Source organism: Streptomyces sp. C1-1 (assembly GCF_050214755.1).
Classification (GTDB): Bacteria; Actinomycetota; Actinomycetes; order Streptomycetales; family Streptomycetaceae; genus Streptomyces.
On record NZ_CP189826.1, the window covers coordinates 2,494,726 to 2,514,245 of the forward strand.

Genomic DNA, 19,520 nt, shown 5'->3' on the forward strand with positions numbered 1-19,520 from the left:
GACACCGGCGGCGATGCGGAACGGGGCATGAGCACCCCGGTCGGTCCGTCCACGGACGTCGGCCGGCGGCTGCCGTGGCAGAGCCTGCTGGGAGTCACGGTGGCCGCGGCGGCCGCGGGGCTCGCCGTCCGGCACTGGCCGGTGCTGGACGCGGGGGCGGACCGGCTGGCCGTCGCCGACCGCGGTTGGCTGTCACTGGCCGCCCTGCTCAGCGTGCTGACCTGGGGTTGCTCGGCGCTCGCGCTGCAGGGTGCGGTGCGGGAGGCACTGCCCGTACGCCGGCTTGTGGCGGCGCAGTTCGCGGCGTCCGCCGCGAACCACGTGCTGCCCGCGGGGCTGGGCGCCGGTGCGGTCAACGTGCGGTTCCTCATGCGGTGCGGACTGCAGCCGGGCCGGGCCGCGACGGCCCTCGCGGTGAAGGGCACGGCGGGCACCGTGGTGCGGGGCGCGCTGATCGCGGGGCTCGCCATGGCCTGGCCCGGGACACTGCGGGTGCCGGCGGTGGGCGGGTTGCCGCTGCTCGTCGGCGCGGGGGCCGCCGTGGCGGTCGCCGGTGCGGCCGTGCTGCTGCGGACCCGGCTGCGGCGCGGACTGGCCTGCGCGGTGGCCGATGTGCGCGGTGTCCACGAGCGTCCGGGGCGGGCGGCGGCCCTGTGGGGCGGCTCGCTGGTGTTCGCCGCGCTGCACACGGGCGTCGTCCTGGCCGTCGTAAGGGCTCTGGACGTGCCGCTTCCGGCCGGGCGGGTGGCGCTCGCGTATCTCGCCGCGAGCAGCGCCGCCGTGCTGCTGCCGACGCCGGGCGGGCTCGGGTCCCTGGACGCCGCGCTCGCCTGGTCGCTGACGGCGGCCGGGGCACCGGCGGGGGTCAGCGTGTCGGCGGTCATCGGCTACCGGCTGCTGACCGTGTGGCTTCCCCTGGTGCCGGGGCTGCTGGTGCTGGGCGGGCTGGTGCGGGCGAAGGCCCTGTGAGGGGCCGGCGGTTCACGCCGCCGACGGGGGCTCAGCCTTCCCGGGACGTCGGCGCGGGCGGCGGTTCGGGTGTGGGCCGGGAGGGCGCCGATGGCGCCCGGGCCTCTTCGGCGTCCTGCGGCGCCGTACCGGACTTCCCGCCCGCCCACGACCACTGCGGCCGCCACCGGGTCAGGGCCCAGCCGCACAGGCTCAGCCAGGCGGTCGCGAGCAGCCAGCCCCCGAGGACGTCGCTGGCCCAGTGCACGCCGAGGTAGACGCGGGTCGCTCCGACGGCGGCCGCCCAGCACACCGCGAGCACACAGGTCGTACGCGCGAGGTCGGGGCGCGAACGGCGGGTGACGGCCCAGCAGAGCAGGCCCGCGGCGAGGGCGGAGGTCGTGGTGTGGCCGGAGGGGAAGGAGTACCCGGAGGCGGACGCGACCCAGTCGGCGGGGTTGGGCCTGGCCCGCGCGAAGGACTCCATCACCGCTTCGCGCACCAGTTGCCCGGCGAGCAGCACGGCCAGGGCGCACGGCACCGTTCTCAGCCGCTCACGGGCATCACGCCCCGCGATCAGCCCGGCCGCGGCGACGATCAGGTACGGCCAGAGTCCCGTCCCGGTCGCGGTGATGCCCCGTGCGAGGGCCTGCGCGACCGGTGGCCGGTGTCCGACGGCCCAGGTGTGCACGGCCCCGTCGCCGGGGAGCGGGACCCCGTGCCGTACGCCCACGAGGACCGCGAGGCAGGCGAACAACGCGGCACAGAGGACTCCGGCCCGGAACGTCCCGGACCGCACCGTCCGACGCGCCTCACTCACGTTGGCCCCTCGACGCCGACGCCCACGACGACTCCTCTCACGTACGGTCAGCCACCGCTCTGCACGCCCGTCACCAGCTCCCCGACCCGGGTCCCGGCCGCCCGTTCCACCAAGGGCGCCGCCCGGTCCGCCAGCAGCATCAGCGGCCATGCGAGCAGGGCGCCGAACGCGAGCCCCACCGCCACGTCGTGCGGATAGTGCACACCGACCCAGACCCGGGAGACGGCCATCAGTACGGCGGCCAGGGCCGCGATGCGGCCCAGGAGCCGGTCGGTCAGGGCCACCGCGACCGCCGCGGCCCCGGCGATCACCGCGTGGTTGCTGGGGAAGGACCAGTCGCCCACCGCCGGGCACGCCTCGACGGTGACCGTGTGCAGCGTGCGGCAGGGCCTGTTCTCGGCGACGGCCGACTTGACCAGGACGTCGACGACGTAGCAGAGCACGACGACCACGGGGGCCGCCAGGGCGCGGACCATCCGGGCCTGCCCGGCGCCGCGGGCCCGCCACCAGGCGGCGAGCATCAGCACGCCGAACAGGGCGAGGCCGTAGTCGGACCAGACGGCGACCGTGGTGTCCACGGCGTGCGGTGTGTCGCGGGCCAGGCGGGTGATCCAGAGGTACAGGCCGCCGTCGACCGAGGCGCCACCGAATGCGAGAGAAGTCATGGGGAGACCTCCGAAGAGGTGCGGCGGGCACGCGCGCGACGTGCCTCGAGAGCGAGCGGGGTCAGGGAGACCAGGACCACGACGGCGACCATGGGCAGGAGATAGCGGTCGACGTTCGGGACCGAGGAGCCCAGGGCGTAGCCGCCGAGCACGAGACCGACCGTCCACACCAGGCCGCCGACCACCTGCCAGAGCGTGAAGGTCCGCACCGGCACGTCCAGCGCCCCGGCCAGTGGGTTCAGCACGGTGCGCACCACCGGCACGAAGCGGGCCAGCACGACCGCCTTCGCGTGGCCGTACCGCGCGAGCAGTACCTCGGCCCGGGCCGCGCCCTCGTGCAGCTTCCTCGCCCTGCTGCGCGCCAGCAGCGCACGGCCTCCGCGGCGCCCTATCCAGTACCCGGTCTGCGCCCCGAGCAGGGCTCCCACCGCGGCCGCGGGCAGCACCTGCCCGAGGGAGAGGTGCACCGATCCGCGGACACCGTTCGCGCACAGCAGTCCCGCCGTGAACAGCAGCGAGTCCCCGGGCAGGAAGAAGCCGACCAGCAGGCCCGTCTCGGCGAACAGCACCGCGGCGACGCCGAGGGCGCCGAACGCGGACAGCAGGGACCCGGCATCCAGGACGTTCACCGCTTGGGCCACGGCGAACTGGGCAGCTGCCATGCGGGCGACCCCTCTCATACTGGAACTCATACTGGAAAGCGGACGGGGCGGGTGGCGGCCCGCTCCGAGCGACTACAGTCATGTAGACCGTCTACTGCACTGTAGACGAATAAGTGTCGAGGAGCGTTCCCATGCCCCACGGGCAGATTGACGAGCCGTTCGACGGCCCGGACGACGGGCGCCCGGAACGGCGGCCGGCGGGCGAGCTGGAGGCGAGCGTCCTGGCCGCGCTGTGGGCGGCCGACGGCCCGCTCACCCCCGGCGCCGTCCAGCTGGAGCTCGGCGACGGACTGGCCCGCACCACCGTCACCACGATTCTCACCCGGCTGCACGCCAAGGGCGCGGTCACCAGGGCGCGCTCCGGGCGCGGCTACGCCTACGCCCCGGCCCAGGACTCCCCCGGCCTGACCGCCCGCCGCATGCACGCCGAACTCGACAAGGACGAGGACCGCGGCACCGTCCTCGCCCGCTTCGTATCCGATCTGAGCCCCGAGGACGAACGGTTGCTGCGCGGACTGCTGGCGGACGGCGCCGCGGGCCCGGACGACACCGCGTGACCGACCGCTCGGAGTCGTCCGGCGCGACGGCGGCCTCTGGAGGAACCCTGTGATGTACGCCGTGTGGCTCCCGCTCCTGGTACCGCTGCTGGCGGTGCCCGTGGCCCGTCGCGGCGCCGAACTGCTGCCGCCGCGGACGGCCGCGTGGGCACTGACCGCCCTGGCGCTGGTGCTCGCCGGCTCCAGTACGGCGGCGCTGGCACTGCTCGCGCTGGACGGCGCCCTGCGGCTGCCCTTCGTGGCGGCGCTCGGCCACTTCTCCCCGCACCTGCTCGGCGGCGGTTCGCCCGCCACCGTGCCGGCCGCGGTCCTCGCCGCCCTCGTGCTGGCCGGCCTGGGCGTGCTGGTGCCCTGGCGGGCCCGCCGCCATCTGCGGGAACTGCGCACCGCCCACCGCCAGTACGGACACCGGCCGAGCGCGGGCGACCTGTGGGTACGGCCCGACGTCCGTCCCGACGCCTACGCGCTGCCCGGCCGGCCCGGGCGCATCGTGGTGACCACCGGGATGCTGCGTGCCCTCAGCGCCCGGGAGCGTGAGGTGCTCTTCGCGCACGAGCGGGCCCATCTCACGGGCCGCCACCATCTCTTCCTCGCCGGCGCGGAGTTGGCCGTGGCGCTGCATCCCGCCCTGCGCGGCCTGCGCGCGCCGCTGTCGTACGCCCTGGAGCGCTGGGCCGACGAGTCCGCCGCGCGGGCGACGGGCGACCGCGCCCTGACCGCCCGCGCGGTCGGCCGCGCCGCGCTCGCCGCCGGCGCGGCGGGCCCCGCGCCCCGGCCGCGACTGTCCCTGACGGCCACCGCGGGGCCGGTCCCCCGCCGTGTCACCGCGCTGCTGAACCGGTCCGCGCCCGTCGGCCGGGCCCTTCCGCGCGCCCTGGCCTGCCTGCTCCTGGCCTGTGTCACGCTGTCGGCCACCGCGGCCCTGGAGGCGGCCACCGACCTCCACCACGGCATCGAGACCGCCCAGGGCGAGACCGGCCACCTCTCCACCCACGGCGGCTGAGAGCGGACCCGAGACCTCCGTCCACGCCGCGGCTCCCGCGTGACCGGCTCACCGGTGACACCCGCCGCGTGAGGGTGCGGCACGACCGTGCCCTTCCCGGCCGGCACGGCAATCCCCGCTGAGCCCCTGTATGTGGCATGCTCCCGACAAGCAGTTCATGCACGCAGTCCACGACCGCCCCCGGCGCACCCCATCCGGCCGGGCGGCCGCCGAGCAGGCCGCAACCCCGGCCGCCGTAAAGGAGTCACGCGTGAGAACCATCCCCCACAGATCCGTCGCCGTGCGCGCCCTCGCCGTCACCGCGCTGGCCGCCGTGTCCCTTCTCCCCGCAGGTCCCGCGACCGCCGCGCCCGACACCGCGGCCGCCTGCACCCCGGCCCAGGTGGTCGCCAACGGCGGCTTCGAGAGCGGTACTTCACCGTGGACGCAGTCGTCCACCAGCGTGATCACCAGCCGCTCCGGCGAGACCGCGCACGGCGGCACCACCTACGCCTGGCTCGACGGCACCGGCGGCACCCACACCGACACGCTCTCCCAGAGCGTCACGATCCCCTCCGGCTGCTCCACCGCCACCGTGTCCTTCTGGCTGCACATCGACACCGCCGAGACGACCTCCTCGACCGCCTACGACAGGCTGACGGCGAAGATCGGCGGCACGACCCTGGCGACGTACTCGAACCTCGACAAGAACACCGGGTACGTGAAGAAGACCCTCGACGTCTCGTCCTTCGCGGGCCAGACGGTCACCCTCGCCTTCACCGGCACCGAGGACTCCAGCCTCCAGACCAGCTTCGTCCTCGACGACGTCGCCCTCGACACCTCGGGCGGCACGACCCCGCCGGCCGACTCGACGCGCACCCCGGCCGCCCCCTCGTACACCGTCAGCCTGAGCAGCAACACCGCCGGCACCGTATGGACCGGCCACGAGAGCGCGACCTTCACCAACGCCTCCTCGACGGCGCTGAGCGAGGTGTACCTGAGGCTGTGGGACAACTACCACGGCACCTGCGACGCCATGCCGATCGCCGTCACGAACGTCAGCGGCGGCACGGCCGGTTCGCTGTCCGTGGGCTGCACGGCCCTGCAGGTGACCCTGCCCACGCCTTTGACGCAGGGGCAGTCCGCCACCATCGGCTTCGACCTGGGCATCACCGTGCCCAGCGGCGCCGACCGGTTCGGCCACGACGGGGCGTTCAGCTTCATCGGCAACGCGCTGCCCGTCCTCGCGGTCAAGGACGGCTCCGGCTGGCACCTGGACCCGTACACGAACAACGGCGAGTCGTTCTACTCCCTCGCCGCCGACTTCAAAGTGACCCTCGACCACCCGAGCGCCCTGCTGGTCCCGGCCACCGGCACCTCCGTCGACACCCCCGGCTCCAGCGGACGCACCGTCACCACGGCGACGGCCTCGAAGGTGCGTGACTTCGCGTGGGCGGCCGGGCCGTTCAGCAAGATCTCCGGCACCTCGTCCGCCGGCACCGCGATCAACGTCTACGCCGTCTCGGGCATCAGCTCCTCCGACGCCCAGTCGATGCTCAGCACGGCGAAGACGGCCGTCGACGCGCACGCCGGGCGCTTCGGGGCCTACCCCTACGGCGAGTTGGACGCCGTCATCGACAACAACTACTGGTTCGGCGGCATGGAGTACCCCGGCTTCGTGCTCGACCTCGTCAGCACCACCGCGCTCACCCACGAGATCGGCCACCAGTGGTGGTACGGCATCGTCGGCGACGACGAGTACAACAGCCCCTGGCTGGACGAGGCGTTCACCGACTACACCACCGACCTCGCTCTCGGCAAGACCGGCACCAACTGCTGGAACAGCGTCTCCTGGGCCTCGTCGGCGGAGAGGATCACCAACTCCATGGCGTACTGGGACGCCCACTCCTCCCGCTACTCCACCGTCGTCTACGGCTACGGCAAGTGCGCCCTGCACGACCTGCGCCGGCTGATCGGCGACACCGCGATGACCAAGTTGCTGAAGGACTACGCCGGTTCGCACTGGTACGGCGTCTCGACCACGGCCGACTTCAAGGCGGCGGCGCAGGCCGCGACGACGACGGACCTGACGTCGTTCTGGAGCACGCACCGCATCGACGGCTGAGGGGCGACCGCACCCCGAGGCTGCCGGCCCTCCGTAGGGCCGGCAGCCTCGGCGTGCGTCGGGTCAGACCGCCGTGCCGCCGGGCGCGTCGCGGCGGGAGAGGGCCAGGTAGCCGACGAAGAAGGCGATGGCCACGGTCCAGGCGAGGGTGACCGGGCCCAGTCCCAGACCGAGGCCGCCCCGGGCGTGCCCGAGGGCCATCCAGTCGGCGAGGGAGGCGCCGAGGGGACGGGTGATGACGTACGCCGTCCAGAAGGCGGGGACGGCCTTCAGGACCGTGAGGCGGTGGGCGACGGCGGGCACGCAGATCGCGACGGCGAAGAGGATCACCGATCCGAGGTAGCCGAAGCCGACGGTCGCGGTGAGGTCCCCGGCGGCGGTGCCGAGGGCGAAGGTGGCGAGGACGGCCGCCCAGTAGAAGGCCTCCCGGCGCCGGGTGCGGATGCCGTGGATGGACAGGGTCCCCTCGACGGCGTACCAGAGGGCGAAGACGGCGGCGAGCGCGGCGAGGAAGAGCGGCGTGGACACCAGGTAGGGCACGCCGAGGCCGACGTGCAGGACGTCGGCGGCCATCGTGCCGAACACGCTGACCATGACGACGGCCGTCCAGTACACCCAGGCGACATAGCGGCGGACGGCGAACTGCACGGCCAGGGAGGCGGCCAGAGCGAGGCCGCCGAGCGCGACGGCGGGCACCGGGCCGAGCAGACGGGCCAGGAGGTCCGAGGCGGTCTCGCCCATTCCGGTGGTGAGCACCTTGACGATCCAGAAGTACACGGTGACTTCCGGCACCTTGTTCGCCATGGTGCGCAGGGGAACGAGTGGCCGGTCGTCGAGGAGGTGCTCTGTGGTCATGCAGCGCACGATGACACAGGGAACTGCCCGCGCCACAGGTGTCTTTGCCATTGCTTTGGGGCTTGTGGTGCATGCCTTTCACCAGGGCGCGACCAGCCTGAACGCAACCTGAACATCCCAGCGAAGTCCCTGGTCAGGCCGGCCGGACGGGTGCTAAGCGGGTCTCGGGGAACGGCGGCGGCCGCCCGGGGTGCGGTGTGCCCGGGCGGCTCCGTGGGTGGCGGGGCTCAGCCGTCGGATCCGGCCGGGGTCGTGGTGGTGGTGAAGCCCTCCTTCTTGTTGGCCGCGACGGCGAACTCGTTGGTGAACGTCTTGCCCAGGTCCACCGACGAGGTCACGTTCCCGACCAGCCGCTCGGTGGCCAGCGCGGTCTTCGGACCGCCGGCCGGCATGATCCCGTCCGGCAGGAACTGGCCCTTGTCCTCGTTCAGGGCGCTGACGTAGTCGGCCTTGGTGACCAGCTGGTTCTGCACGAACGACGACGGCAGCTTGCCGGCGATGTCGGCCGCGCTGTGCGTGTCGATCCAGTGCATGGTGGCCACGAGCGCGTCGACGACCTTCTGCACGGTGTCCTTGTGCGCGTTCACCCAGTCGGTGCGGGCGAGGACGCTCGCGCCCGGGAACGCGCCGCCGAGCGCCGCCTTGGCGCCGTCGGTGGTGGCCAGGTCGACCGCGGAGGTGCCGACGCCCTTCTTCTGGATCGCGGCGACCGTGGGCTGCGTCGTCATGACGCAGTCGGCCTTCCCGTTCTGCAGGGCGGCCACGGCGGTGGAGCCCGCGCCGACCGCGAGCCGGTGGAACTGGTTGGTCTTCACGCCCTTCTCGGCCGCCATGAACTGGGTGAGGGTGTCGGTGCCCGAGCCCAGGTCGGTGACGCCGAGCGTCTTGCCCTTGAAGTCCGCCGCAGACTTCACGCCGCTCTTCTTCGTGCACATCTCCCGCTCTCCGGGCGCTCCGGACAGCTGGACGACGTCCTCGACGGCCTTGCCCTTGGCCTGGAACTCGATCGTGTGGTTGTACCAGGCGCCGGCCATGTCCACCTGGCCCGAGGCCATGGCCTCCTCGGCGCCGACGCCGCCGTTCTGCTCGGTGCTCAGCTCCACCTTGACGCCGTACTTCTTGTAGAGGCCGAGGTTCTGGGCGAGCTGGTAGGGCAGGTAGATCTGCTTGTCGATGCCGCCGACCATGAGCTTGACGGTCGGGGTGGAGCCGCCGGAGCCGGCGGAGACGGAGCTGCCGGAGTTGCTCGAACAGGCGGTGGCGGCGCCGAGGGCGAGGACGGTGACGATCGACGCGGTGAGGGTTCTCTTGAGCATGGCGGGGCCTGCACCTTTCGGGGTACGGGGGTGGGTGGAGAAGGGAGGGAGGCGGGAGCGTCAGAGGCTGTTGGCCTCGGAGGGCGCCGGCGGGCGCCAGGCGAGCAGCCGGTGTTCGAGCTTGCCGATCAGCCACTCGGCGCCGAGCACGATCACCGCGATGACGAGCATCGTGGCGAAGACGCCGTTGGGATCGAAGTTGTTCTGCGCGGTCTTGATGACCAGGCCCAGTCCGCTCTGCGCGCCGAGCACCTCGCCGACCAGCGCGCCGACGATGGCGAACCCGAAGGCGCTGTGCAGGCTCGCGATGATCCAGGTCAGCGCGGAGGGCACGATGACGTGCCGGGTGATCTGCATCCGGGAGGCGCCGAGCACCCGGACGTTGGCCAGGACGTTGCGGTCGACCTCGCGCACGCCCTGGAAGGCGTTGAAGAAGACGATGAAGAACACCAGCACCGCGGCCAGCAGGATCTTCGGTGTGACACCGATACCGAAGGCGACGATGAAGATCGAGCCGAGGACGATGCGCGGGATGGCGTTGACCATCTTGATGTAGGGGCCGAGCACGTCGGAGAGGTAGCGGCTCTGCCCGAGCGCGACACCGAAGACGACCCCGGTGAGCGCGCCGACGACGAAGCCGGCCAGCGCCTCCTGGAGGGTGGTCCAGATGTTCGCGTAGAAGGAGCCGAACTGGGTGCCGTGCCGGAAGAGGTCGACCAGCCGCTGCCAGATGCCCGAGGGCTGCCCGAAGAAGAACGGGTCGACGACGCCCCAGGTGGTGAAGGCCTGCCAGCCGCCGATCACGAAGACCGCGAGGCCGGCCCGGCCGGCCCACACCAGGGCGACCCGGCGCCGGGCGGCGCGCCGCGCGGCGGTCGCGGCCGGGCTCTTGTTCCCGTCGGCGACGGGAACCGCGGGGGCGGTGGACGTCGTGCTCATTCCGTGCCTCCCGCGGTGAGTGCGTAGGCGCGCTCGACCTCTTCGCGCAGCGTGTCCCAGATCTGGTGCTGGAGTTCGATGAAGCGGGGCTGGAAGCGGATCTCCTGGACCGCGCCGCGCGGGCGGGGCAGGTCGATGTCGAAGACCGCCTTGACCGAGCCGGGACCGGACGTCATCACGACCACCCGGTCGGCGAGCGCGACCGCCTCGTCGAGGTCGTGGGTGATGAAGATGACGGTCGGCCGGATCTGCTCCCACAGGCTCAGCAGCTCGGTCGACATGATCGCCTTGGTCTGCACGTCCAGGGCGCCGAACGGCTCGTCCATGATCAGGATCTCGGGTTCGTTGATCAGGGCCGCGGCCATGGCGACGCGCTTGCGCATACCGCCGGAGAGCTGGTGCGGGTAGCGGTCCTCGAAGCCGGCCAGACCGACCCGGCGCAGCCAGTCGCGCGCCGAGGCCTGGGCCCGCTGCCTGGGCACCCCGCGGAAGACGGGGCCCATCAGTACGTTGCCCAGGACGGTCTTCCAGGGCAGCAGCGCGTCGGTCTGGAACATGAAGCTGACGCCGTCGGTGATGCCGTCCACCTCGCGTCCGCCGACCCTGACCGAGCCCTCGCTGGGCCGGTCGAGCCCGGACACCATGCTCAGCGTCGTGGACTTGCCGCAGCCGGTGGGACCCACCACGGCGCAGAACTGGCCCGGCTCCACGGTGAACGACACGCCTTGCAGCGCCGTGAACACCTCACCGGCAGGGGTCAGGAATCGCTTGGTGAGCCCGGAGATCTCGATGCGTGCGTCCTTCTGGTCCGCCGCACCGGCGCCCGGGCTCCTCGCGACATCGTTTCGCGAAGCCATGTGGGGGCCGCTTCCTTCCTTCGTTCGGGGTTCCTCGCAGGCCGAGGAAGGCAGACGCTAGAGGCGGCCGGGTGTTACGTCGCTGTTTCCGAGCTATCTCGCGATAGTCGCGTAAAGCCGGGTTCTGCTCGTTCTGCTCACCGGACGAGGGGTGGGCAGCATCTCGGCCATCGTGCACAATCGCGCCACTCGGGTACGGCGCACCGCTGTCCCGGCAGGACGCACGACCGGCATGAAGAGGCACCCGTGACACCCATCCGTTTCCGGACAGGCCGCGGCGGAAAGCGGAGGCTTTCCACCCGGATCCTCGCCAACCAGCTGGTCATCCTCGCGCTCACCGGCCTGATCGGCTTCGTCCTGTTCGCCTTCGCGCAGCGGGCCGAGCTCGACCGCTCCTACGAGCAGCGGGCCCTGGACATCGCCGAGACCACGGCCGCCGACCCGCAGATCAAGCGGGCCATGGAGCGGGGCGGCGGTGGCGACGTGGTGCAGACCGTCGCGGAGCGGATCCGCCGGGCGTCCGGGGCGTCGTACGTGGTCGTGATCGATCTGCACGGCGTACGGCACTCGCACCCCATCCCGGCCCTCATCGGCGAGCCGGTCGCCGAACCGGTCGTCGTGAAGGACGGCCGTACGCACGTCGGCACCGACCAGGGCGCCACCGGACGGTCCGCCAACGGCAAGGCGCCGCTGTACGGGCCCTCCGGCACGCTCGTCGGTGAGGTCTCGGTGGGCATCCCGGAGCACGACGTGCTCGGCGAGCTGTGGCGTGAGCTGCCCACCTTCGGGCTGTACGCGGCCATCGCCACCGCGATCGGTGCGGCGGCCGCCTATCTGCTGGCGCGGCGGCTGAAGCGGACGACGTTCGGCCTGGAGCTGGAGGAGATCGCGGGCCTGCTCCAGGACCGCGAGGCGATGCTGCACGGCATCCGGGAGGGCGTGGTGGCCTTCGACCCCGACGGCAGGATCACCGTCGTGAACGACGAGGCCCGGCGGCTGCTCGGCCTCGGCAGCGCGCTCGGCCGCACGCTCACGGACGTGCTGCCCGACGGCCGGCTGCGCCGTGCCCTGGACGGCACCCTGACCGGCGGTGACGTCAGTGTCCTGACCGACGACCACTGCCTCGTCGTCAACCGCATGCCGGTCGCGCTGCACGGCCGTGAGCTGGGGGCCGTGGTGACCGTGCGGGACCGTACCGAGCTGATCGGGCTGCTGCGCGAGCTGGACTCCGTGCGTGGGCTGACCGACGCGCTGCGCGCGCAGCAGCACGAGTTCACCAACCGGATGCACACGCTGGCCGGCCTGCTGGACATCGGCGAGCACGAGTCGGCGTACGAGTACGCCATCGAGACGGCCCGTTCCGGGCAGGCGCTCACCGAGGCCGTGCGCCGGCACATCGGGAACCCGCTGATGGTCGGGCTGATCGTGGCCAAGACCACCGTCGCGGCCGAGCGCGGGGTGCGGGTGGTCCTGACCGACGACTCCGCGCTCGGCGACGACCCGCCGCATCTGCGGCGCCTGCTGACCATCGTCGGCAACCTGCTCGACAACGCCATCGACGCCACGGCCGAGGCCCCGCCCGCCGACGGCGGACGCCGGATCCGGCTGACGCTGACGGAGGGCGACGAGCTGATCGTCGTACGGGTGGCGGACAGCGGTCCGGGGATCGCTGCGGGCACCTCGCGGTCGATCTTCGAGGACGGCTGGTCCACGCGCCCGGAGCGGGGTACCGCGCGCCGTGGGCTGGGGCTGGCGCTGGTGCACCGGCTGGTGCAGCGGCACGGCGGGACCATCACCGTCAGCGAGGGTCCGGGCGCGGTCTTCACGGTCGTGCTGCCGCAGCCGGACACGGCACCGGCGGTGCGGGACGCGCTGTTCACGTCCGCGCTGCCGGCGGGAGGCGACCAGTGATGATCAGGACGCTCGTGGTGGACGACGACTTCCGGGTGAGCCAGATCCACAGCGACTACGTGCGCCGGGTCCCGGGCTTCGAGGTGGCCGGCGAGGCGGCTTCCGTGGCCGAGGCGCTGGCCGCGGTCCGTGACCTGCGCCCGGATCTGCTGCTGCTCGACATCTTCCTGCCCGACGGCAGCGGGCTCGACGTGCTGCGGCGGCTCAGCCAGGACCAGGGCGGCACCCGCCCCGACGCCCTCATGATCACCGCCGATCACGACATCTCCTCGGTGCGGGCCGCGATGAAGCTCGGCGCGGTCGGCTATCTGGTGAAGCCGTTCGGCTCCGCCGATCTCGCCGAACGCCTCACCGCCTACCGGCAGTTGCGCGACCGGGTGGACGCGCTCAGCCGGGCGGCCACCGCCGACCAGGCCGACGTCGACGCCCTCTTCAGCGCCGCCCGCCCACCCGCCGTCCCCCGCATCCCGGCCAAGGGCCACTCCGCACCCACGCTCACCGCGATCCATCAGGCCCTGCGCACCGCCCAGTGCGACCTGTCGGCCGCGGAGGCCGCCGAGGCGACGGGCGTCTCCCGCGCCACGGCCCAGCGGTACCTGTCCTACCTCGTCAAGGAGGGCACGGTCCGGCTGGAACTGCGCTACGGCACCAACGGCCGCCCGGAACACCGCTACCGCATCGCGCGCTGAACCGCGGCGGCGGGTACGTCAGCCGAGTCGGCGGGCGAAGGTCTCGTACGCCGCGTCGTCGAAGAGGACGAACCGCACCTCTTCGACGGCCGTCGGCGTCCCGCGCACCGTCTGAACCGCGATACGGGCCGCGTCGTCCATCGGCCACCGGTACACGCCGGTGGAGATCGCCGGGAACGCGACCGTCGCGGCGCCCAGTTCGTCGGCGACCCGCAGCGACTCCCGGTAGCAGGAGGCGAGCAGGTCGGAGCGGTCCTCGGTGGCCGACCAGACGGGGCCGACCGTGTGGATCACCCACCGCGCGTCCAGCCGCCCGGCGGTCGTCGCGACCGCCCGGCCGGTGGGCAGGCCCTTGCCGTAGTGCGACGCACGGAGGCTGCGGCACTCCGCCAGGATCTCCGGACCGCCCCGCCGGTGGATGGCGCCGTCGACGCCACCGCCGCCGAGGAGGGAGGAGTTCGCCGCGTTGACGACGGCGTCGACGGACTGCTGCGTGATGTCGCCCCGCACGAGGATGATGCTGGTCATGGCTGCCTGTATACCCGACATCGCCGGGTAGGCGGGGCGCTCACTCGTGCCGGTCGGCGCGGACGCGCGTCACCCCGTCCGGCGGAGTCTGCGCCAGACCGCCTTCGCCGCGTTGTGGCCGGACATGCCGTGGACGCCCGGGCCCGGTGGGGTCGCCGAGGAGCAGAGGAAGACCGCCGGGTGGGGGGTGTGGTACGGGAAGAGGGAGAGTTTGGGGCGCAGCAGGGTCTGCAGTCCCGACACCGCGCCGGTGCCGATGTCGCCGCCGACGTAGTTGGCGTTGCGGGCGGCGAGTTCGGGGGGGCCAGCCGTGGCGCGGGCCAGGACGCGGTCGCGGAAACCCGGGGCGAAACGCTCCAGTTGGCGTTCCATGACGTCCGTGAGGTCGCCCGTCCAGCCGCTCGGGACGTGCGCGTACGCCCAGAAGACCTGCTTGCCCTCGGGTGCCCGGGTGGGGTCGACGACGCCGGGCTGGACGGTGATCATGAAGGGCCGGTCGGGTGCCCGGCCCTCCCGGGAGGCCGCGCGCAGGGCGGCCCCGATCTCCTTGCTGTCCGCGCCGATCTGGACGGTGCCCGCGGCCCGGGCCGGTTCGGCGGTCCACGGAACCGGGCCGTCCAGCGCGTAGTCGATCTTGAAGACGCCGGGGCCGTACTTGTAGTTCTCGTAGGAGCGGCCGAAGCCGGCGATGCGGGCCAGGGCGGTGGGTGAGGTGTCGAAGACGTAGGCACGCGCGGGCGGCAGGTCGTCGAGGCGCTTGACCTCGTAGTCGGTGTGGACCAGCCCGCCGAGGTCCTTGAGGTAGGCGGTCAGGGCGTCCGAGATGGACTGGGAGCCGCCCTCGGCGACGGGCCAGCCGCGCGCGTGGGCGGCGAGCGCGAAGACGAGACCGATGGCGCCGGTCGCGAACCCGCTGAGGGGGGCCATCACATGGGCAACGAGGCCGGCGAAGAGGGTCTTGGCCGGCTCGTCGTGGAAGCGGCGGGTGAGCCAGGTCGACGGCGGCAGACCGGCGAGTCCGAAGCGGGCGAGGGTCACCGGGTCGCGGGGCAGCGCGGTCAGCGGCAGGGACATGAAGTCGCGCGTGAGGGTGTCCCACTTGGGCAGGAACGGCGCGACCAGCCTGCGGTACGCGCCCGCGTCCCGGGAGCCGAACGACGCGGCCGTCTCGGCGACCGAGCGGGACAGCACGGCGGCGCTGCCGTCGAGGAAGGGGTGGGCCATGGGCAGCTCGGCGTGGAGCCACTTCAGGCCGTACCGCTCCAGGGGCAGGGCGCGGAACGCCGGGGAGTTGATGCCGAGCGGGTGGGCGGCGGAGCACGGGTCGTGCCGGAAGCCTGGCAGGGTGAGCTCTTCGGTGCGGGCGCCCCCGCCGACGGTGCCGCGGGCCTCGAAGACGGCCACGGAGAAGCCGCGGCGGGCCAGCTCCACGGCGGCCGTCAGTCCGTTCGGCCCCGCACCCACCACGACAGCATCGAGCATCGACGGCACCTTCGGACCCCTTCGTCAGCCGACGGCCATGGGGATCAGGATATGCCGGGGGTCTGACAGCGCCCGGGCTCGGGTACCGCCTGCCGGGACCGTCCCTCGGGTCGGGCCGCGGCCGACAGCAGCCCCACGACCCTGCGGGCCGTGGCCGCGTCGCGGGCCGCGGTGAACGGCAGGGCGTTGCCCCCGGTGATGCGGAACGGCTCGCCGGTGACGGTCAGGTGGACGCCGCCCGCCTCCTCGACCAGCAGGAGGCCCGCGGCGTGATCCCAGGCCGCCTCCCAGGAGAAGGCGGTCGCATCGGACTCGCCGCGGGCGATGGCGAGGTACTCCAGTCCGGCCGAGCCACAGGCGCGCGGCGCGACGCCGTCGGTCCACAGGCCGAGCAGGCCGCGCTTCTGGTCGTCGGTGGTGTAGTCCGGGTGGGAGGTGGCCACTTGGAGGTCCCGGCCGGGTGCGGGCCGGCCGGCGTGGAGCCGCTCGCCGTCGAGGTAGGCGCCCTGGCCCCTTACGGCGGTGGCGAGTTGTCCGAGGGCCGGTGCGTACGTCCAGGAGGCGAGCAGGACGCCGTGGTGCGCGAGCGCGACCAGTGTGCAGAATTCGGGGTCGCCGTGCACGAACTGACGGGTGCCGTCGACGGGGTCGACGATCCAGACCGGGGCGTCGCCACCGATCGCCTCGTACGTCGCCGGGTTCGCGTGCACGGCCTCCTCGCCGACCACGACGGACCCGGGCAGCAGGGCGCCGAGCGTCTCGGTGAGGTACCGCTCGGCCAGCCGGTCCGCATCGGTCACCAGGTCGTGCGGTCCGTTCTTCTGGTCGACCTCGTGCGCGGCGAGCCGGCGGTAGCGCGGCATGATCTCGGCCGCGGCGGCCGCGCGGACCACCTCCGCCACGTCGGCGGCGTGCTTGGCGAGGAACTCTTCGTGCCCGGCGAGAAACTCTTCGTTGGTTTCCGTGTCTTCGATCACGGCTCCATGAGAACACGCCCCACTGACAATCCCCGCCCGGCCGGTGGACGCCCGGTGGAATCGGGGTGAACTCGGGGATTCGCGAACTCGGGATTCGACCACTCGGGATTCGACCACTCGGGATTCGACCACTCGGGGATTCGGCCACTCGGGGATTCGGCCACTCGGGGATTCCGGTTCAGCGGCCGACGGCGTATCCCTGCATGCCGCGCGGGTTCGCCGCGGCCGACAGGATGCCGGTGCGCGGATCGCGTGCGACCGCGCACAGCCGTCCCTCGGACCACGGGTCGCCCACGGTGACGTGGTGGCCGCGCCGGCGCAGCTCCTCGACGACGTCCGCGCCCGTCCGTGACTCCACGGTCACGCTTCCCGGTCGCATGCCGCGCGGGTAGAAGGAGCCCGGGAAGCTGTCGTTGTGCCAGTTCGGGGCGTCGATCGCGCCCTGCAGGTCGAGGCCGCCGCGGACAGGTCCGCGCAGCGCGACGGCCAGGAAGAAGTGCAGCTGCCACTGGTCCTGCTGGTCGCCGCCGGGCGTGCCGAACGCCAGCACCGGGACGCCGTCGCGCAGGGCCATGGAGGGGGTGAGGGTGGTACGGGGGCGACGGCCGGGGGTGAGCGAGTTCGGCAGGCCCTCCTCCAGCCAGGTCATCTGCAGCCTGGTGCCGAGCGGGAAGCCCAGCTCGGGCACGACGGGATTGGACTGCAACCAGCCGCCGCTGGGGGTGGCGGCGACCATGTTGCCCCAGCGGTCGACGACGTCGAGGTGGCAGGTGTCGCCCCGGGTGGTGCCGTCCGTCGAGACGGGCGGCTCACCGGGCACCGGGGAGGCCGGGCCCTTCGCCACGGTGGGCTCCCCCACTCCCATGGGGCTGAACCCCGGCTCGTCGGTGACCACCTTGTGCGCGTGCGCGCTGAGCCGCGGTGCGCGTCCGCCGGGGCTGCCGGGGCGCAGCTCGTAGGAGGCCTTGTCGCCGACGAGGGCGCGCCGGGCGGCGTTGTACCCGGCCGACAGCAGCTCGTCGAGCGGGACTTCGGCGGCGTCGCCGTACCAGGCCTCGCGGTCGGCCATGGCGAGTTTGCAGCCCTCGATCAGCAGGTGGAGGTAGTCGGCGGAGCCGTACGCGGGCAGCTCGGCCGGGAGCAGGGCGAGCTGCTGGAGCAGGACGGGGCCCTGGCTCCAGGGGCCCGCCTTGCACAGGGTCCAGCCGTTCCAGTCGTACGTCGCCGGGCTCTCGTAGGTTGCGGACCAGCCGGCGAGGTCGGCGGCCGTGAGGGTGCCGGTGTGGCGCTCGCCGCTGGTGTCCATGGTGGGGCGCGCGGACTGGCGTACCAGGGCCTCGGCGATGAAGCCTGAGCGCCAGACCTCGCGCGCGGCCTCGATCTCGGCGATCCGGTCGCCGCTGCCCGCGACCTCGGCGAGGAGCCGTTTCCAGGTGGCGGCGAGGGCGGGGTTGCGCAACAGTTCACCGGGGTGCGGGGCGCGTCCGCCCGGCAGGTACACCTCGGCCGACGAGGTCCACTCCGTCTCGAACAGCTCGCGGACCGTCTCGACGGTCGCCCCCACGTTCTCCACGGGCGCGTGCCCGTGTTCGGCGTATCCGACGGCGTATGCCAGGACGTCGGCGAGGGTCTTCGTCCCGTGGTCGCGCAGGAGCAGCATCCAGGCGTCGAAGGCGCCGGGGACGGCGGCGGCGAGCGGCCCGGTGCCGGGCACCAGGTCCAGGCCGAGTCCCCAGTAGTGGGCCACGGTCGCCCCGGCGGGGGCGACGCCCTGTCCGCACAGCACCCGCACTTCGCCGCCGGCCGGGGCGAGCAGGATCGGCACCTCTCCGGCGGGGCCGTTGAGGTGCGGCTCGACGACGTGCAGCACGAACGCCCCGGCGACGGCCGCGTCGAAGGCGTTGCCGCCGTCCTCCAGCACGGCCATCGCGGACTGCGCGGCGAGCCAGTGGGTGGAGGACACCATGCCGAAGGTGCCCTGGAGGGTCGGCCGGGTCGTGAACTGCATCTCTCACCTCGCCGCTCGCGCGCCCCGGTCGTTCCGGAGCGCGATCACACCTGTGGGGCTGCCTCTACCCGTCCGAGGGGCCTACGAAGATTTTGCGATCCCTCGGGCGCTTCATGAGCCGTCCTCCACCTCTTCGTTCTACGCGCGTGGTGTCATGCTCACGCCCACCCCCCACACGGGCATCAACTCGACTAGGAGTCAGGCATGTTGTCGAAGGTCCTCCGTCGTGCGGGCGTGGCCCTGGCGGCCGGCGCCGCGGTGATCGCCACCGCCGTTCCGGCCAACGCCGCGAGCTACACCGCGTTCGCCTTCTCCCTCAGCGGCAGCGAGCCCACGATCTACGACTTCATCAACTCGGCCACCACATCCCTCGACATGACGATGTACGAGCTGGAGGACAGCACCGCGGTCGACGACCTCATAGCCCTGGAGAACAAGGGCGTCACCGTGCGGGTGGTCCTGGACCAGGCCCACAAGTCCGCCAACAACTCCGCGTACACCGCACTGACGAACGCGGGCGTGGGCGTGGCCTGGTCGCCGTCGGGCTTCGTCTACACCCACCAGAAGACGATCACCGTGGACGGCACCAGGTCGCTGGTCCTCACCGGCAACCTGACCTCGCAGTACTACGCGACCGGCCGCGACTACGGCGTCTTCACCGACGACACCCGTGACGTCGCCGCCATCGAGAAGGTCTTCAACGCGGACTACGGGGGCACCTCGGTCACGCCCACCGACGGCGACCACCTGCTGTGGTCGCCGACCGACTCCCGCAGCCGTCTGCTGTCCGTGATCAACGCGGCCACGAAGACGCTCGACGTCGAGGAGCTGGAGTTCAGCGACAGCACGGTGGTCAACGCCATCGTGGCCAGGGCGAAGGCCGGCGTCACCGTGCGCGTGGTGCTGGAGACGCCGGGCAGCTATTCCAGCCAGGTGTCCGCGGTCAAGGCGGCTGGTGGCAAGGTCGTCGGCTACTCCGACCCCAACGGCTTCTACATCCACGCCAAGGCCATGGTCGCCGACTACGGCCTGTCCACCCAGGAGGTGGAGGCGGGGTCCATGAACATCAGCAGCAACTCCCTCTCCAACAACCGGGAGTTGGGGATCATCCTCACGGGTACCGGGGTGGCGCAGTCGGTGGCCACGACCATCGAGAACACTTTCGCCGGCGACTACGCGGGCGGCACGGCGGCGTAGCC

Annotated in this window: 18 protein-coding genes; 7 read left to right on the top strand and 11 right to left on the bottom strand. The window is 72.7% G+C overall.

Annotated features, from left to right (window positions below):
* Positions 1-27: 27 nt before the first annotated feature.
* The gene (locus tag ACQF4J_RS11390; protein ID WP_351567496.1) at positions 28-969 is read left to right on the top strand and encodes a lysylphosphatidylglycerol synthase domain-containing protein; all 942 of its coding nucleotides are present in this window, start codon (positions 28-30) and stop codon (positions 967-969) included.
* A 31-nt stretch (positions 970-1,000) separates the two neighbouring features.
* On the opposite strand, the gene ACQF4J_RS11395 is transcribed toward ACQF4J_RS11390, so the two are convergent.
* From ACQF4J_RS11395 to ACQF4J_RS11405, 3 genes are read right to left on the bottom strand one after another with little or no spacing between them, the layout of a single operon-like run.
* A complete protein-coding gene (locus tag ACQF4J_RS11395) occupies positions 1,001-1,768 on the bottom strand; it encodes a phosphatase PAP2 family protein (protein WP_427165566.1) in 768 nt (255 codons plus the stop codon).
* Between the two features lie 47 nt (positions 1,769-1,815).
* Entirely contained in the window at positions 1,816-2,433 is a 618-nt protein-coding gene (locus tag ACQF4J_RS11400; protein ID WP_351567490.1) for a phosphatase PAP2 family protein, read from the bottom strand.
* Complete coding sequence (locus ACQF4J_RS11405) at positions 2,430-3,095, bottom strand: DedA family protein (RefSeq protein WP_351567487.1); 666 nt, start codon at positions 3,093-3,095, stop codon at positions 2,430-2,432. Before ACQF4J_RS11405 ends, ACQF4J_RS11400 begins: the two co-directional genes overlap by 4 nt.
* Positions 3,096-3,226: 131 nt before the next feature.
* Here ACQF4J_RS11405 and ACQF4J_RS11410 point away from each other — a divergent pair, with 131 nt between their 5' ends.
* The 3 genes from ACQF4J_RS11410 to ACQF4J_RS11420 all read left to right on the top strand — a co-directional run bounded on the left by ACQF4J_RS11410 (position 3,227) and on the right by ACQF4J_RS11420 (position 6,759).
* A complete protein-coding gene (locus ACQF4J_RS11410; RefSeq protein ID WP_351567485.1) occupies positions 3,227-3,652 on the top strand; it encodes a BlaI/MecI/CopY family transcriptional regulator in 426 nt (141 codons plus the stop codon).
* Positions 3,653-3,704: 52 nt separating this feature from the next.
* Positions 3,705-4,655: a M56 family metallopeptidase gene (locus tag ACQF4J_RS11415; protein ID WP_351567482.1), complete on the top strand. Its 951-nt coding sequence runs from the start codon at positions 3,705-3,707 to the stop codon at positions 4,653-4,655.
* A gap of 250 nt (positions 4,656-4,905) precedes the next feature.
* Positions 4,906-6,759 carry a M1 family aminopeptidase gene (locus ACQF4J_RS11420; protein WP_427165567.1) on the top strand — a complete coding sequence of 618 codons (1,854 nt, stop codon included), beginning with the start codon at positions 4,906-4,908 and terminating at the stop codon, positions 6,757-6,759.
* Between the two features lie 63 nt (positions 6,760-6,822).
* On the opposite strand, the gene ACQF4J_RS11425 is transcribed toward ACQF4J_RS11420, so the two are convergent.
* The 4 genes from ACQF4J_RS11425 to ACQF4J_RS11440 form a co-directional block, all read right to left on the bottom strand.
* The gene (locus ACQF4J_RS11425; protein ID WP_351803185.1) at positions 6,823-7,614 is read right to left on the bottom strand and encodes a COG4705 family protein; all 792 of its coding nucleotides are present in this window, start codon (positions 7,612-7,614) and stop codon (positions 6,823-6,825) included.
* Between the two features lie 227 nt (positions 7,615-7,841).
* Complete coding sequence (locus tag ACQF4J_RS11430) at positions 7,842-8,930, bottom strand: ABC transporter substrate-binding protein (protein WP_351567473.1); 1,089 nt, start codon at positions 8,928-8,930, stop codon at positions 7,842-7,844.
* A 60-nt stretch (positions 8,931-8,990) separates the two neighbouring features.
* Positions 8,991-9,869 (bottom strand): ABC transporter permease, encoded by an 879-nt coding sequence (locus ACQF4J_RS11435; RefSeq protein WP_351567470.1) that lies wholly within the window; start codon positions 9,867-9,869, stop codon positions 8,991-8,993.
* A complete protein-coding gene (locus ACQF4J_RS11440) occupies positions 9,866-10,726 on the bottom strand; it encodes an ABC transporter ATP-binding protein (protein ID WP_351567467.1) in 861 nt (286 codons plus the stop codon). Before ACQF4J_RS11440 ends, ACQF4J_RS11435 begins: the two co-directional genes overlap by 4 nt.
* 246 nt (positions 10,727-10,972) lie before the next feature.
* On the opposite strand from ACQF4J_RS11440, the gene ACQF4J_RS11445 reads away from it, so the two are divergent.
* On the top strand, positions 10,973-12,637 hold the full coding sequence (locus tag ACQF4J_RS11445) for a sensor histidine kinase (RefSeq protein WP_351567464.1): 1,665 nt from the start codon (positions 10,973-10,975) through the stop codon (positions 12,635-12,637).
* Positions 12,637-13,326, top strand: coding sequence for a response regulator (locus ACQF4J_RS11450; protein ID WP_351567462.1), 690 nt, complete (start codon positions 12,637-12,639; stop codon positions 13,324-13,326). The genes ACQF4J_RS11445 and ACQF4J_RS11450 overlap by 1 nt, the downstream gene beginning before the upstream one ends.
* Positions 13,327-13,344: 18 nt before the next feature.
* Here the strand turns inward: ACQF4J_RS11450 and ACQF4J_RS11455 are convergent, their stop codons facing one another.
* The 4 genes from ACQF4J_RS11455 to ACQF4J_RS11470 all read right to left on the bottom strand — a co-directional run bounded on the left by ACQF4J_RS11455 (position 13,345) and on the right by ACQF4J_RS11470 (position 18,321).
* A complete protein-coding gene (locus tag ACQF4J_RS11455; protein ID WP_351567459.1) occupies positions 13,345-13,854 on the bottom strand; it encodes an O-acetyl-ADP-ribose deacetylase in 510 nt (169 codons plus the stop codon).
* Between the two features lie 69 nt (positions 13,855-13,923).
* On the bottom strand, positions 13,924-15,336 hold the full coding sequence (locus tag ACQF4J_RS11460) for a phytoene desaturase family protein (RefSeq protein ID WP_351567456.1): 1,413 nt from the start codon (positions 15,334-15,336) through the stop codon (positions 13,924-13,926).
* Between the two features lie 44 nt (positions 15,337-15,380).
* Positions 15,381-16,313 carry an inositol monophosphatase family protein gene (locus ACQF4J_RS11465; protein WP_351567453.1) on the bottom strand — a complete coding sequence of 311 codons (933 nt, stop codon included), beginning with the start codon at positions 16,311-16,313 and terminating at the stop codon, positions 15,381-15,383.
* Between the two features lie 178 nt (positions 16,314-16,491).
* Positions 16,492-18,321: a gamma-glutamyltransferase family protein gene (locus ACQF4J_RS11470; protein WP_351567450.1), complete on the bottom strand. Its 1,830-nt coding sequence runs from the start codon at positions 18,319-18,321 to the stop codon at positions 16,492-16,494.
* 204 nt (positions 18,322-18,525) lie between these two features.
* Between ACQF4J_RS11470 and ACQF4J_RS11475 the strand changes: the two genes are divergently transcribed.
* Complete coding sequence (locus ACQF4J_RS11475; RefSeq protein WP_351803189.1) at positions 18,526-19,518, top strand: phospholipase D-like domain-containing protein; 993 nt, start codon at positions 18,526-18,528, stop codon at positions 19,516-19,518.
* Positions 19,519-19,520 lie beyond the last annotated feature (2 nt).

What these genes read in the sequence shown, in the direction of transcription:
- ACQF4J_RS11390 (WP_351567496.1), top strand. Translation starts at nt 28, where the DNA reads ATGAGCACCCCGGTCGGTCCGTCCACGGACGTCGGCCGGCGGCTGCCG.
- ACQF4J_RS11400 (WP_351567490.1), bottom strand. Translation starts at nt 2,433, where the DNA reads ATGACTTCTCTCGCATTCGGTGGCGCCTCGGTCGACGGCGGCCTGTAC.
- ACQF4J_RS11405 (WP_351567487.1), bottom strand. Translation starts at nt 3,095, where the DNA reads ATGGCAGCTGCCCAGTTCGCCGTGGCCCAAGCGGTGAACGTCCTGGAT.
- ACQF4J_RS11410 (WP_351567485.1), top strand. Translation starts at nt 3,227, where the DNA reads ATGCCCCACGGGCAGATTGACGAGCCGTTCGACGGCCCGGACGACGGG.
- ACQF4J_RS11415 (WP_351567482.1), top strand. Translation starts at nt 3,705, where the DNA reads ATGTACGCCGTGTGGCTCCCGCTCCTGGTACCGCTGCTGGCGGTGCCC.
- ACQF4J_RS11425 (WP_351803185.1), bottom strand. Translation starts at nt 7,614, where the DNA reads ATGACCACAGAGCACCTCCTCGACGACCGGCCACTCGTTCCCCTGCGC.
- ACQF4J_RS11430 (WP_351567473.1), bottom strand. Translation starts at nt 8,930, where the DNA reads ATGCTCAAGAGAACCCTCACCGCGTCGATCGTCACCGTCCTCGCCCTC.
- ACQF4J_RS11435 (WP_351567470.1), bottom strand. Translation starts at nt 9,869, where the DNA reads ATGAGCACGACGTCCACCGCCCCCGCGGTTCCCGTCGCCGACGGGAAC.
- ACQF4J_RS11440 (WP_351567467.1), bottom strand. Translation starts at nt 10,726, where the DNA reads ATGGCTTCGCGAAACGATGTCGCGAGGAGCCCGGGCGCCGGTGCGGCG.
- ACQF4J_RS11450 (WP_351567462.1), top strand. Translation starts at nt 12,637, where the DNA reads ATGATCAGGACGCTCGTGGTGGACGACGACTTCCGGGTGAGCCAGATC.
- ACQF4J_RS11455 (WP_351567459.1), bottom strand. Translation starts at nt 13,854, where the DNA reads ATGACCAGCATCATCCTCGTGCGGGGCGACATCACGCAGCAGTCCGTC.
- ACQF4J_RS11460 (WP_351567456.1), bottom strand. Translation starts at nt 15,336, where the DNA reads ATGCTCGATGCTGTCGTGGTGGGTGCGGGGCCGAACGGACTGACGGCC.
- ACQF4J_RS11470 (WP_351567450.1), bottom strand. Translation starts at nt 18,321, where the DNA reads ATGCAGTTCACGACCCGGCCGACCCTCCAGGGCACCTTCGGCATGGTG.
- ACQF4J_RS11475 (WP_351803189.1), top strand. Translation starts at nt 18,526, where the DNA reads ATGTTGTCGAAGGTCCTCCGTCGTGCGGGCGTGGCCCTGGCGGCCGGC.